Below are 14,645 nucleotides of genomic sequence, written 5' to 3'. Positions count from 1 at the left end.
ATCAGATTTATTCAAAAAGACTACAGGTCTGTATTCTCAATACATGCGGTTTTGAACGCTCAAGTTATTTTTTTATTCTCAGCATATGAAAAAAATAAGTAGAATTGCAAAATTTTGAAAATATCAATTGTCATCTTGCGTTTCTTTTAAGGTTCAGTTCAGGTTCTCTTCCTAAACTTAAAATTATCTTAAGAACATCGTGGCAATTTTTACTTGAGCTGATTTAGGAATACCCAATGACTGATTCTCCACAGGCTTCTGCATCCGATCAAAATGGGGATGCTTTAAAGGCGAAACGAAAGAAATTATTAAGTATTTTTGCTTTGGTGGTCATTGTTGCCGCGATTGTGTTTGGCATCTGGTATGTGTTTTTCAATCACACTGTGAATACCGATAATGCCTATGTGGGCGCCGACACTGCACAAATTACTTCCATGGTGACAGGGCAGGTGTCTAAAATTTTGGTCAATGATACCCAGCAAGTGCATAAAGGCGATATTCTGGTCAAAATTGATCCGAGAGATGCCGAAATTGCATTGGCAGAGGCCAAAGCAATGCTGGCCAAAGCACAGCGTACCTATCGTCAAACTGCTGCCAATGGACAATCTCTCAATGCACAGGTTCAGGTGAGTGATGACGGCATTGCCAGCGCACAGGCGCAAGTGTTAAAAGCACAGGCCGATTACAATAACGCCATGGAAGAACTTAAGCGTCGTCAGGTATTGAGCGAATCGGGTGCCATTTCTAAAGAAGAATTAAGCACTGCCCAAACTGCATCGCGCACAGCCAAAGCGGCTCTTGATGTGGCCAAAGCCGCACTGTCGCAATCGCAATCGAATCGTAATGCAGCACAGAGCACATTCGATGCCACACAGGCATTAATTAAAGGCACTTCTGAAGCTTCTGCACCGGATGTACTGAGTGCGCAAACACAGGTTCAAAAAGCACAGCTAGATCTTGATCGTACCGTGATCCGTGCCACAGTCGATGGGGTGATTGCAGGTCGAAGCATTCAGGTGGGACAGCGTGTTGCACCAGGTACTGTGCTGATGAAAGTTGTACCGGTTTCGCAGCTTTATGTCGATGCCAACTTCAAAGAAAGCCAGCTTACTAAAGTACGTGTAGGCCAAGCAGCTACGCTGACCTCCGATCTATATGGCGATGACGTGGTATATCACGGAAAAGTCATTGGTTTTTCAGGCGGTACGGGTTCGGCATTTGCACTCATTCCTGCACAAAATGCCACGGGTAACTGGATTAAAGTGGTACAGCGTTTGCCGGTTCGTATTGCACTTGATCCGAACGAACTCAAACAGCATCCTTTGCGTGTGGGCTTGTCGATGGAAGCCACGATTGATTTGTCTAAGAAGTAAGTTCTCATGACAACCCAGATAAAAACTCCATTTGCTGAACTCAGCGGCGCACGACTTTTTCTGGCCGCCTTCGTGATTGCACTGTCAAACTTTATGGTGGTGCTCGATACCACCATTGCCAACGTTTCGGTGCCACACATTACGGGTAATCTGGCAGTTTCTGCCTCACAAGGCACGTGGGTAGTCACATCCTATTCGGTGGCCGAAGCGATCTGTGTTCCACTGACTGGCTGGTTGGCCAGCCGTTTTGGCACTGTGCGTGTGTTTGTCGCGGGATTGATCGGTTTTACCCTGTTTTCTTTTTTATGTGGCCTGTCGACCAGTCTTGAATTACTGGTGCTGTGCCGAATCGGGCAAGGTTTGTCGGGCGGCCCACTCATGCCGCTGAGTCAAGCTTTACTGATGCGAATTTTCCCGAAAGAACAGCACGCGCAGGCCATGGGCTTATGGGCCATGACCACGGTATTGGGTCCGATTTTAGGTCCGATTTTGGGTGGGGTGATCAGTGACAATCTGTCATGGCACTGGATTTTCTTCATTAATATTCCGGTCGGAATTATTTGTGTCATGGCAACTTTACGGCTGTTACGTGTTGCTGAAACAGACACTATGCAATTGCGAATTGACCGAATCGGATTGTTTTTACTGGTGCTCTGGATTGGCGCGTTACAGTTAATGCTCGATTTGGGGCATGAGCACGACTGGTTTAGTAGCAGTCTCATTGTAAGTTTTGGAGTAATTGCGGTACTCGGCTTTATCTTGTTTTTGATCTGGGAAATGACCGATCAACAGCCTGTTGTGAATTTGAGGGTATTTCGGCACCGAGGTTTTACCGTTTCTGTACTGGCGCTGGCCTTTGGATTTGGTGCATTTTTTGGCAGTATCGTACTCATTCCTCAGTGGTTGCAAATGGATTTGGGGTACACCGCCACATGGGCAGGCTATCTGACTGCCACTATGGGAATTGGTAGTATTACAATGTCGCCAATTGTGGCCAAACTGGCCAGCAAGCATGATCCGCGCGCATTGGCCTGTTTTGGCTTGATCTTGCTGGGTGTTGTGACCTTGATGCGTGCTTTCTGGACATCCGACGCCGACTTTATGGCTTTGGCATGGCCTCAAATCCTGCAAGGTTTTGCGGTGCCTTTTTTCTTTGTACCGCTCTCGAATCTGGCGCTAGCAGCCGTCGAGCCACATGAAATCGCCTCGGCTGCGGGACTCATGAACTTTTTGAGAACCATGGCCGGTGCAATTGGTGCATCGATTGCAGTTACCTTATGGGATGACCACGCCATTGTGTCGCGCAGTGAGTTGGTGTCAAAACTACAGCCGCAAGAGGTACAAAATACCTTAACGCAAAATGGATTTAGCACTGAAACAGCGCTGGGCACCATTTCCAATTTGGTTGATAAAGAATCGATTACATTGGCCACCGATCATGTTTTCTTGGTATTTTCATTGGTGTTTTTGGTGGCTGGTCTGATTATCTGGTTAAGCCCTAAACCAAAGCATATGATGGAAGGTCCACCGCCGCATTAAGTCATTTTTGTTTTGATTAAACGTGGCCGTATTGAGCCACGTTTTTATTGTTTAAGTAAAAAATAATAAAATTCAATGGCATAAAATAATATGCTAGAAAATTGATCGATTGATCAAAAAACATTGTATTTTTTCTCCATATTGGCTTCATAATTGCTGACACAGGACGTTCGATAACAAGTAAAGCATGGAGATTCAATGCAAAAAAAATACACCCTGATTCTTGGCGGGTTTTTAAGTTTAGGATTACTACACGGTTGTAACGATTCTAATGATCAAGAACAAACTCAAAACTACACCATCACCGACAATAACCTCAATAGCTGTAATCAGCTCGCAAGTAATGGCTCAACGGTTGTTGTGGGGAGCGGGCAGGCAGGCGATCCATCAGCGCCCGAGCCAGCATCGGCTTACCGTTTGGGGCTTAAGGCCAAAACATCAGATCAATATATGGTGGTTGCCAATACACCACTTGCGACCAAAGCTGGCTGTGATGTTTTAAAAGCCGGTGGGAGTGCAGTGGATGCTGCGATTGCTGTACAGGCAGTACTGGGCTTGGTCGAGCCGCAATCAAGTACCATTGCCGGTAGTGCATTTATGATGTATTACGATGCAAAAACCCAGAAAGTCACGGCATATGATGGTCGTGAAACGGCACCTGCGGCTGCCAATGAATATTATCTGGTTCGACAAAATATTGACGATGCAAGCTCACCAGCACCTGTACCTAGCGCACGACGCAGTGGACGTTCAATTGGGGTGCCTGGCGTGATGCGCATGCTGGAAATGGCACACAATGAGCATGGCAAACTTAAATGGAATCAGTTATTTGACAATTCGGTACAACTGGCTGAAGGCGGCTTTAAAGTACCGGGACGTCTAGCGGCAGCCATTCAAAGCAATGCAGCATCGTTAGCTCTCGATGCCAATGCAGTCAAAACCTATTTTCACCCAGATGGAACGGCCTACGCTGTGGGTGAAACCATGACCAATCAGGACTATGCCAGAACCATCCGTACGATTGCGGCCAATGGTGCACAGGCGATGTATTCAGGCCCGATTGCACAGGCAATTGTAAATAAAGCCCAGCAAAGCGTAGGCGATGATGCAGCCAAAACTCCGATTACGCCAAGCTTGATGACACTCAATGATTTGTCGAACTATCAGGCTAAAAAGCGTGATGCGATCTGTTTTACGTATCGTAGCCAGTATCATGTATGTACCATGCCACCGCCGTCGTCAGGAGGGATTGCAGTGGCTCAGACGCTGGGAATTTTAGAGAATTTTGATCTTGCATCATATGCGCCGACACAGCCTGAAAACGAAGGCGGTGTACCAAGTGTCATGGGCGTACATTTAGTGTCTGAGGCTGAGCGTCTGGCGTATGCCGATCGGGATAAGTATGTAGCAGATACCGATTTTGTGGCTTTACCAGCACAAGGTATTAGCAGCATGATTGATAAAGCTTACCTGAAAAAACGCGCTGGATTGATTAACACTGAAAAATCGATGGGCGTTGCTACTGCCGGTGATTTTAATAGTAGTGCCGCAATTGATAAAACAGTGGAGCGTGGCACCACCCAATTTACCATTGTAGATGCCTATGGAAACGTGGTTTCCATGACCTCTACAGTTGAATCGAGTATGGGTTCGTTCCATATGGTCGATGGATTTTTACTTACTAACCAGCTAACCGATTTTAGCGCACAACCGATGGACAGTTCTGGCAATTTGGTTGCCAATCGTGTTCAGCCAAACAAGCGCCCAAGAAGTACCATGGCACCGACACTTGTATTTAAAGGAACTGCGCCGGGCGACTTTTATATGGCTACAGGTTCACCGGGCGGTGGAACGATTATTCAATATGTGGTGAAAACCTTGGTGGGTGCGCTAGATTGGAAACTCGATGCACAGCAAGCGACCTCATTGGTAAATTTTGGCGCAACCAATAGTGCTACCACCAATGTTGACAGCTCTAATACATCGCTAGATTTAAAAGCGCTTGTGGCAGGGCTGGAAGCCAAAGGCCATAAAATCAATTCCGCTGCGCAAAGTAGTGGTGTTGCTACCATTATGCGTATTGCTATGCAGAACCAAAAAGCGAAGTACGTTGGTGGTGTAGATCCGCGCCGTGAAGGTATCGTTTTGGGCAATGGTGCGTTGTAATCAAAAGCCTTTTTTAACTGTAAAAAAAGCTGCAATTCGTTGCAGCTTTTTGAATTAAATTAACTCAGATTTTGCGCGTTTCAGTGCCTGATTCCACTCAAACAATCGTGATTCACGTTGATCTTGCTGCATGGCAGGCTCAAAGGTACGATCAAGCTGCCAAGAGGCAGAGATTTCATCCAGATTTGAAAACACACCCGCTTTCAAACCCGCCATGGCAGCAGCGCCCCATGCGGTCGATTCAAGCATTTTGGGACGAAGTACGGGTACATTTAAAATATCGGCCTGAAACTGCATCAGCATATCGTTCTGACTGGCGCCACCATCGACGCGTAATTCTTTAAGCGGTTGAGACAAATCAGATTGCATGGCACACAGCACATCCGAAACCTGAAAGGCAATCGCTTCAAGTGCAGCGCGTGCAATATGCGCTTTTGTGGTTCCGCGTGACATTCCACATAGTAGTGCTCGGGCTTCGCTGTCCCAGTGAGGGGCACCAAGTCCGGTAAATGCAGGCACCAAAATCACGCCGTCACTACTTTTGGCTTGCTGCGCCAATTGTTCGACCTGCGCACTGTTTTGAATAATTCCAAGTCCATCCCGCAGCCATTGTACAATTGCCCCAGCCATAAATACGCTGCCCTCAAGAGCATAGCGGGTTTGATTTTGGCATTGCCACGCCAAGGTAGTCAGGAGCTGGTTTTGGCTTAATTTGAGGTGGTCGCCCGTATTGAACAGCATAAAACAACCAGTGCCATAGGTATTTTTGGCTGCCCCTGCATCGAAGCACGACTGACCAAACAACGCAGCTTGCTGGTCGCCTAAAATACCGGTAATGGGAATGGTACTGCCGAGTAAGCCAGGTGCCGTGTCTGCAACGTAGGCATCTGATGAAATAATCGTGGGCAGCATTTGATGGGGGATATTAAACTGAGCCAGAAGTTGTTCGTCCCATGTTTGTGTTGAAAGATTCATGAGCATGGTACGAGAAGCATTACTGGCTTCAATAATATGCTCGGCACCTTGGGTTAGATTCCATACCAGCCAACTGTCGATGGTGCCAAACGCCACATGGCCTTGTTCGGCCAGAGCACGAAGTCCGTCAATATGTTCGAGTAACCACACCAGTTTGCCTGCACTAAAATACGGATCGATGCGTAGCCCAGTTTTTTGCTGTACGGTATCCAGCATTTGCTGTTCGATTAAATGATTGCACCACGATGCAGCACGCCGATCTTGCCAGACAATCGCTGGCGCCAACGCTTTGCCTGTGCGTTTATCCCAAACCACAGTAGTTTCGCGCTGATTGGTTAGCCCTAAAGCTTTAATATCTTTGGCCAGAAGATGAGCGGAAGCCAACGCTTGTTGGATGACAGCAATCTGACTAGACCAGATCTCATTGGCATCTTGCTCCACCCAGCCAGAATGCGGTGTTTTAATACGGGTTTCGCGCTGAGCAGTGGCATGGATATGACCTTTTTCGTCAAAAATAATGGCGCGGCTAGAGGTGGTTCCTTGGTCGAGTGCAAGCAAGTAGCTCATATTTTTATAGTGATGGTCTTGAAAAATAAAATAGTAGCTCAATTATCAGGTTAAATACATGACTGCTGTTTAGTTGGTTATAAATTGCATAGCAATTTTTCAGGGTTGTGCTATAGTGTAAAACTCATCTGGGGATGTTATTGGCTTCGACGCTGGTGATGAAGCTCATAGATGCATGCCGAGAGCGCATTTTCTCTCGTAAATAAAATTTGCATTTTTATAGTCGCAAACGACGAAACTTACGCTCTAGCTGCCTAAGGGCAGCTTGTCCGCTTCCTAGAATACTTGTGGTTTAGGAACCCGACCGAAGCGCACGCACACAAGTCCGTATAGAGCCAAGCCTCGGGGCTTTATACCAAACTTAGAGGATCGCGCCTTGTACCCTGTTCGTCGGGTCGCTTGGTGTTAAATCAATAGACGATATCTAAGCATGTAGTATTCTCGAGTGTAGTGCTGGCGGACGCGGGTTCAACTCCCGCCATCTCCACCAAAATTCGAAAAAGCCCCGAATTCATCATTTGGGGCTTTTTTTATTTTGTTTTAATGTTTTTAAAAATCGGATAACTCATTCAATTTTTAGTGAAAAAATTCAGCCACAAACGCCGCTGCAATAAAAGTTCCAAAATTTGCGCATAAAGAAACGACCACGATACGCCAGCCCAGTTTTCTAAAAGCAGGAATATCTTTTGCAATTGAAAGGCCTGCAAATGCCAGCATAGGGGTAATTACAGATAATATATGAATCTCACCCACAATTCCTGTAACTGTTTCATGCCAAGGAAACCATGGAGAAGCCATATACATCGCGATAATCGATACATAGCAAACCGTTGGAACTTTCTTGCCAGTAAGATGGTAGATCAGATCTCCCAATATTGAGATTAAAACTAAAATAACACCCGCAATGATCACGGTAGCGCTAAATTTTCCAGTTAAAATGGTATTTGCTGTTGTCGCTAATGAAATAAGTGCAATCCAAGTGAAGGCTTTTTCAGCTAAACTTAACTTGGTTTTTTCCTCTTCAGATTCTTTTACGGTGCTATAAAGAAACTCATTGTCATGCTGTTCTACTTGATTTCTTTTAGAAAAACGCCCTAAAACTGGTTCGAGTATCTTATAAGCATAAATGGCCAACGGGAGTGAAATAAATAAAGTAAAGTAGGTGCCAAGTGTTGTGGTTAATAGATTAGACGCGGCAGCCAAAGCCATCACTTGTTCAGCCGTGGCCGGATCGACTTGAGCAGAAATAGCACCCGCTGCTGCAGCCATCATACTACCAGAGCCAATACCTGAGGCCATAGCTAAAGATAATGGATGAAAAACATTCAAGCTCGCGATAAAACCGGCAACGATAGCAATAAATAAAGCACCAATTAATGTTCCCGTTATGTATTCAGCTAAAACACCACGGCCTTCGGCAGAATTTAATCCATATTTTTCGGTAATGATGGCTAGACTAGGTTCGCGTCCGACAGAAAATGTTGCACCAATTGATTCGCGTTTGATACCTAGTAACAAGGCAATTGGCATTGCAAATAAAATGGTACCGACAAAATGCCCGAGCTCTTGAAACAATAATGCCCAACCCGATTGAATAATCAGTGGAATCGATGAGCCTACAATCAGCCCTTGTTTGGCGATAAAAACAAGCAGTGCAGGGTAAAGAATATGTGCACTTTTAATCTGTAAAGGCTTATCTATTTTAAGTGGCATCCATTGTTTTTGACTCAGTAAGCCAAATGTACAACCTAAAATCAGAGCCCATACCATCGGAAGTAAGGCAATTTTTCCGGAGCCTAAAGGGATATTAATTGTACCAATAGATTCGGCAATACAAATGATGAGAAATGCAGATAATATTATATATCCGTATCCATAATTTATATTTCTTGCGTTGGTTTTCATATTAAAAACATTATCTCGCATTTTACTTCTTCCTTTTAGTGGGCATAATTTATTTATTAATAAAATTGCAAAATATATGCCATGATTTCCTGTTTTTATAATACGCAATATGTATACAATGCTCAAATGATGTGCATCAAAATAAAAACACTAAATTTCATGTTTAATTATTTATTTTTCAATAACTTGTTATGAATTTTTGGATGGATGGTTGAGCGCTAAAAACATAAAATTTTGTTGCTTAAATTAGAACATAAGCTTTTCAAAATATTTTTTAAAATTAAAATAAATTTGCATAATAAAAGTGCATTTTAAATTTACTGATGGAAATAAAAAATCTCTTATAGAGGCTATAAGAGATTTTTTAAATATTTATTTTGATGATTATTTTGATAAGGTGGTTTCAACCAAACCGATCCAAAATTTTATACCCGTTTCAATGACATTGTCATTAAAATCATAATAAGCATTATGCAGTGGTTTGGATGGTTCTACTCCATCGACGCCTAGCCAAAAATATGCACCAGAACATTTTTCTAAAAAATATGAAAAATCTTCTGATGCCATAGAAGGTTTGATATTCCAGTGAACTTTAGAATCTCCAAATAGTTTTTGGGCGACATCGCGAATGGTGATGGCTGCATCTGTATGATTCATTGTCACTGGATAAGCGGAAAAAAATTGGATACTTCCTTTTACGCCGTGTACAGGAGGGAGCGCCTCAACCTGATCTTGAAGGAGTTGTTTGACCTGCTGACGAACTTGAGGGTCTAAACAACGAAAGGTACCTTTGATCGTGACATATTCAGGGATGATATTGATTGCTTCACCTCCCTGAATTTGAGTGATACTGAGTACAGCAGAATCTTGAGCAGCCAATCGTCTAGAGCTAATGGTCTGAATCGACAGAATGAGCTGGGCAGCTGCCACAATTGGATCAAACCCTAATTCCGGCATAGCAGCATGACAGCTTTTACCTTCAAGCTGGATTTCAAAGGTATCCATAGATGCCATCATTGCGCCAGGATTGACGGCAATATGGCCAGCAGGAAGTCCTGGCCAGTTATGTAAACCATAAATAGCAGACATTGGAAACTGATCTAACAAACCTTCTTCAAGCATTTTGGTTGCACCGCCTAAACCTTCTTCAGCAGGCTGAAATACGAAATGCACTTTTCCATGAAAATTTCGCTGTTCACTTAGGTATTTGGCCGCCCCTAAAAGTATTGCAGTATGTCCATCATGACCACAGGCATGCATGGTACCGTGATGACATGACTTATGCGGAATATCTGCCAGCTCGGTAAAGGGTAGGGCATCCATATCGGCACGAAGTCCAATTACTGGGCCAGAGCCATTTTCTAAAGTTGCCACCACACCTGTGCCAGCAATGCCTTCTAGCACATCCAAGCCAAACGAGCGTAACAAATCAGCGATACGTTTTGAGGTTTGAATTTCCTGAAATCCGATTTCAGGGAAGCGATGGAATTGTTGACGCCAAGTAATGACTTCATCAATAAAGACTTTAGAAATGTTCATAGCTTATCCCTCTCCAGCACCATAATTAAAACTAAAAGTGGGGGAATCAGATGTTTCGACCCAAACACTTTTTACTTCACTATACTCTCGAAGTACATCAATTCCTGAAGATCGGCCATAACCGCTGTCACCGTAACCCCCAAATGGTGAACTGACATGAATGGTTTTATAGCCATTAATCCAGAATGTACCCGCATTGATTTGCGCTGCTACACGATGTGCGCGTGCCACATTATTGGTCCAGACTGCACCTGCCAAACCGAAACGACTGTCATTGGCAATGCGGATAGCATCTTCTTCATCTTTAAATGGAATAGCAATGACCACTGGACCAAAGATTTCTTCACGCGCGACATACATGGCATTATGGCCTTTAAGCACCGTTGGGTTGATATAGAAGCCATCTGTCTTAGGCACTGAAATCACATCGCCCACTACTTCTGCACCTTCTTGTGCTGCCTTTTCTAGCATATTACAAACATGGGTATATTGTTTGATATTGTTGATTGGGCCCACTTCTGTATCTTTACTTTCAGGATGACCAACACGAATTTTTTGAGCTGCCTTAGCAACATCAGATACAAATTTTTCGTAAATACTTTCTTGGACCAAAAGACGTGACCCAGATACACAGCTCTGACCTGCGCCACCAAAAATTGCGGAAATTGCACCTTTGACGGCATGATCCCAATGTGTATCTTCAAAGACAATATTGGCAGATTTTCCACCTAACTCTAAGACACATGGTAAACAACGTTTTGCTGCTGCCATCGCAATATGACTACCCGTTGCAGGTGAACCGACAAAACAAATTTTTCGAATATCTGCTTTGGCAATCAGTTCTTGGCCAATTGTGTGGCCATAACCCAAAATAACATTGACCAGACCTTTAGGTGCACCTGCACGCTCAATTAAAATGCCGACAACCAGCGAACTAATCGGGGTTAATTCGGATGGTTTTAAAATGACGGCATTGCCTGCAGCAAGGGCAGGAGCAACCTGCCAGCCACACGTATTCATGGGGGCATTCCACGGGGTAATCTGCATGATGGTACCCATGGCTTCATAACGCACATAGTTCAAATGGCTGGTCGGTACCGGAATAACTTCACCATGAAATTTATCAACCCAACCTGCATAGTATTCAAACATTTCTGCCACACGAACCACATCACCGCGTGCGTCGTTGTAAGGTTTATTTGAGGTGACACATTCAATGTGTGTTAAACCGTCAATTTCTTTTCTAATCTCGGCACCTATCATGTACATGATTCGACCACGGTCTTTAGCAGTCAGTTTCCACCATTGTTTTTGTGCCTGTTTTGCCGCATCACTTGCTAAGGCAACAATCGACGCATCTGCATCTGGATAGCTAAACGTAACCTGATTGTCATGTGCTGAATGCATTTCAATGAGTTCGCCTTTTCCAATGACGAGTTCACCATTAATCCAGCTTCCGAGTTGTTCTGTACCTAAGTAAGACTTGATAATATTTTTTAATTCTTGAAACATGATGTTCTTTGTCCTTATCCAAAAATTTCGAGATCGGTATGTTTTACAATCGCTGTAAAATCATCTGTGTCGGAGAGCTGTGGCTTACTGCCTTCACGCCACAAAGCCACGATTTTTTTAGATACAGGTAAGTCGAGTTCAAGCGCATCAGCCATATCTTGGGCCAGTCCTACATCTTTGCGCATGAGCCCCATACTAAATCCAGAGTTGTAGGCTTTATTGAGTACCCACTGTGGAAACATGGCTTGGCTTGCTGCGCTTCGGCCTGAACCTGCATTAATGCCCGCTAACAGTTTTTCTGGGTCTATTCCGCAATGAACAGCAAGGCTCATGGCCTCTGCGGTGGTAATTAAATGTGCTGCTGCCAAAAGATTATTGGCAATTTTGGTAATATTTCCTGCGCCAACTCCACCTACATGCACTTGTGTTGTACTCATTGCTTCCAGCACAGGTTTGATTTTATGCATGACGTCATCTTCTGCACCAATTACCATACTCATCGTGCCAGTTGCAGCACCTTTTGGTCCACCAGATACAGGTGTGTCAGCAAAATACATTTGTTTTTCTGCAAGCGCTGCGGCAACTTTGCGACTCGTTTCTGGTGTCGAGGTGGTTGTATCGACGATAATTAAGCCAGCGTGACCCCGTGTTAGTACACCGTTTTCACCGAAAATAACTGCTTCAACATGTTCAGCTTTGGGTAATGAAATAATTAGAATCTCAATATGATCCAGAAGTTCTTTTAAATTTTTTACTGGCTGTACACCATGCTTTTGCGCTTCGATAATTGCTTGTGTTGATAAGTCAAATCCGTAAACCTCAAAATCTTTTGAAACGAGTGTGGCGGCCATACCCGCTCCCATATTACCTAACCCTAATACACCTACTTTCATATTTGATACTCGTAACGCTCAATGCGCTAAAGATGGTTTAAATCAAGATCTGTGCAAAGCCAAAGCGTATTTAGAAGCGTTTGAGATGTTGACCAAGTCATGATTGGTTTGGTCTGTTTAAGCTTTTATAACGGTCAAATATGCTTTACAAGATTTATGAATACGAGTATAGATATCAGACAAATTGGTTATCAATAACAACGATTCTTAAAGTTTGTTGCTTTTAGCGCAACACACAAGTTAGGTTAAAAGAATGAGCTATGTGCACGAAAACCGTATTAAATTTTTCTTTGAAGCGGTGAATAAAGGGAGTGTCCGTGCTGCTGCGGATGCGCTGGATGTTGCACCTTCTGCGGTGAGTCGACAGATCAGCCAACTTGAGCAAGAACTTGCGGTGACATTAATTGAACGACATCGACGTGGGATAAAAGCCACTGAAGCTGGCGAAGAAGTTCTCAAATATTACAAAGCCTACTTAATTCAGCAGGAATTGCTATTAGAAAATCTTCAATCTTTACAGGGATTGCAAAAGGGACACATCTTTATTGCAATGGGTGAAGGATATATTGACGATGTTGCGGGCTTACTCAGTGAGTTTTCTTCACAATTTCCCGAGATTAAGTTGCATTTATCGATTTGTAGCAGTAACGAGGTGATTCGAAAAGTAACGGAAGATGAGGCACATCTAGGATTGGTGTTTAATCCGGCAAGAGATCCCAAAATTCGTAGTCACTTAGCAATGGATCATCCGTTGTCTATTATTCTTCATAAAGAGCATCCGCTTGCACAAATAAGTCCAATTGAATTGAGTCAACTGAATCAATATCGACTTGCCTTAACGGATGTTTCACACGGAATTCGACAAATTATTTCTCAGGTGGAAAATCTCACAGGGGTCGTGTTAACCCCAACTTTGGAGTGCAACAATCTATCTACTTTAAAAGCATATGCGATAAATGGCGGAATTACCCTTTTACCGAAATTCACCATTGAACATCATGCACATTTATATCCTGATCTCATCGCACTTCCATTGCACCATCCGACATTTGCGCAAACAAAATCGCATATTATTACTCGATTAGGCAGGCAATTGGGCAACGCTTCTAATACGCTGTTGCACATGTTAGTTTATGAAATGAAAAAGCGTGATCACGATTAAACTACTCGAACTTCAAAAGCTTTAAGGCAAACTTACAGAAGATCTGCGATACGCTTGATCTCCTCCATCACCGCTTTACAGGCAGGTGTAAGATAACCATGCTTTGAAACCGATAGCGAAATATAACGTTTCAACTCAGGATTTACGATTTTTGCGGCGTTCACTGCCGTATATTGAGATGCCTTGATTAATGCTTGAGGGCCCAACAAGCTATATAGTCCATTTTCAGCAACCAGATGTGTCTGCAGGCTAATTGAATCTGCTTCAAATACAATATTTAGATTTAGCCCGTGTTCATAAGCCATATGATCAAGAAAATTACGCCAGTTACTTGGCCGGCAAAAGGTAACCAGAGGAAGGTGCTCAATGGCTTTAAACTCGATCTCTTTGGCTTGGGTGAGAGGGTCATTTGCGCAACTGACCAGATAGGTATCCGCTTCGGCCAGATAAATATCACCATGTTTAGGGGTTGGACTAAACCGATACAGTAAAGCGAGATCGACATTACCTTCTTCAAGCCATTTTTCCAAATGTACGCCTTGCCCCTCGCGAACCGATAACTTAATAAGCGGATATTTTTGCTGAAGTACTTTATAGAGCGTGGTGAGTAATGGGTGCGCGGTAGAGGGTAAGCTGGCAATCCTGACTGTGCCAACAGGCGTATCGGTTGAGTGTAAAATCTCATTATTAAACTGGTCGGTTACATTGATCCATGCATAAATTTTGGGCAATAAATGCTGACCTAAATCGGTCAGTTCGACACCTCGGCCTGTCCGGTTAAATAGCCGGCCTCCACATACGGCTTCAAGTTCATTGATTTGTCGGCTGATTTGCGGCTGATTGGTATTTTGTAGCGTTGCGACTTTACTTAAGCTTCCTAATTCAACTGCATCTAAAAAGGTTTTCCATAACGCGTAATTCATCGATCAATCCTGAATCGTTTTAAAAAAAGGTATACAAAAACAGTATAACTGAAATGCAAGAAATGGTAATTCCTCTATATCTGAACTCTTT

Annotated in this window: 10 protein-coding genes and 1 other RNA gene; 5 read left to right on the top strand and 6 right to left on the bottom strand. The window is 43.6% G+C overall.

All coding sequences use genetic code 11. The features are described 5' to 3' along the window. Window positions 1–236: 236 nt before the first annotated feature. The 3 genes from L2096_RS14320 (at window position 237) to L2096_RS14310 (ending at window position 5,078) form a co-directional block, all read left to right on the top strand. The gene (locus L2096_RS14320) at window positions 237–1,373 is read left to right on the top strand and encodes an HlyD family secretion protein (protein WP_250365714.1); all 1,137 of its coding nucleotides are present in this window, start codon (window positions 237–239) and stop codon (window positions 1,371–1,373) included. Between the two features lie 6 nt (window positions 1,374–1,379). Next, complete coding sequence (locus L2096_RS14315) at window positions 1,380–2,912, top strand: DHA2 family efflux MFS transporter permease subunit (RefSeq protein WP_004935520.1); 1,533 nt, start codon at window positions 1,380–1,382, stop codon at window positions 2,910–2,912. A gap of 198 nt (window positions 2,913–3,110) precedes the next feature. Beyond that, window positions 3,111–5,078, top strand: a complete 1,968-nt coding sequence (locus L2096_RS14310) for a gamma-glutamyltransferase family protein (RefSeq protein ID WP_250365713.1) — start codon at window positions 3,111–3,113, stop codon at window positions 5,076–5,078. Window positions 5,079–5,132: 54 nt separating this feature from the next. On the opposite strand, the gene glpK is transcribed toward L2096_RS14310, so the two are convergent. Continuing rightward, window positions 5,133–6,620 (bottom strand): glycerol kinase GlpK, encoded by a 1,488-nt coding sequence (glpK, locus tag L2096_RS14305; protein WP_250365712.1) that lies wholly within the window; start codon window positions 6,618–6,620, stop codon window positions 5,133–5,135. A 130-nt stretch (window positions 6,621–6,750) separates the two neighbouring features. Between glpK and ssrA the strand changes: the two genes are divergently transcribed. Further along, window positions 6,751–7,110: a transfer-messenger RNA gene (gene ssrA / locus L2096_RS14300) on the top strand. Between the two features lie 86 nt (window positions 7,111–7,196). On the opposite strand, the gene L2096_RS14295 is transcribed toward ssrA, so the two are convergent. The 4 genes from L2096_RS14295 to L2096_RS14280 form a co-directional block, all read right to left on the bottom strand. Beyond that, window positions 7,197–8,546, bottom strand: coding sequence for a DUF3100 domain-containing protein (locus L2096_RS14295; RefSeq protein ID WP_250365711.1), 1,350 nt, complete (start codon window positions 8,544–8,546; stop codon window positions 7,197–7,199). A gap of 363 nt (window positions 8,547–8,909) precedes the next feature. Continuing rightward, window positions 8,910–10,064 (bottom strand): M20 aminoacylase family protein, encoded by a 1,155-nt coding sequence (locus L2096_RS14290; RefSeq protein ID WP_250365710.1) that lies wholly within the window; start codon window positions 10,062–10,064, stop codon window positions 8,910–8,912. A 3-nt stretch (window positions 10,065–10,067) separates the two neighbouring features. Further along, complete coding sequence (locus L2096_RS14285; protein WP_250365709.1) at window positions 10,068–11,576, bottom strand: aldehyde dehydrogenase family protein; 1,509 nt, start codon at window positions 11,574–11,576, stop codon at window positions 10,068–10,070. 14 nt (window positions 11,577–11,590) lie between these two features. After that, complete coding sequence (locus tag L2096_RS14280) at window positions 11,591–12,469, bottom strand: NAD(P)-dependent oxidoreductase (RefSeq protein WP_250365708.1); 879 nt, start codon at window positions 12,467–12,469, stop codon at window positions 11,591–11,593. A gap of 253 nt (window positions 12,470–12,722) precedes the next feature. Here L2096_RS14280 and L2096_RS14275 point away from each other — a divergent pair, with 253 nt between their 5' ends. Then, window positions 12,723–13,631, top strand: coding sequence for a LysR family transcriptional regulator (locus L2096_RS14275; protein WP_250365707.1), 909 nt, complete (start codon window positions 12,723–12,725; stop codon window positions 13,629–13,631). Between the two features lie 32 nt (window positions 13,632–13,663). On the opposite strand, the gene L2096_RS14270 is transcribed toward L2096_RS14275, so the two are convergent. Then, a complete protein-coding gene (locus L2096_RS14270) occupies window positions 13,664–14,554 on the bottom strand; it encodes a LysR family transcriptional regulator (protein WP_250365706.1) in 891 nt (296 codons plus the stop codon). Window positions 14,555–14,645 lie beyond the last annotated feature (91 nt).

The sequence above is a fragment of the Acinetobacter sp. ACZLY 512 genome (assembly GCF_023614015.1).
Lineage (GTDB): Bacteria > Pseudomonadota > Gammaproteobacteria > Pseudomonadales > Moraxellaceae > Acinetobacter > Acinetobacter soli.
This window is presented reverse-complemented; position numbering and strand designations above follow the sequence as displayed.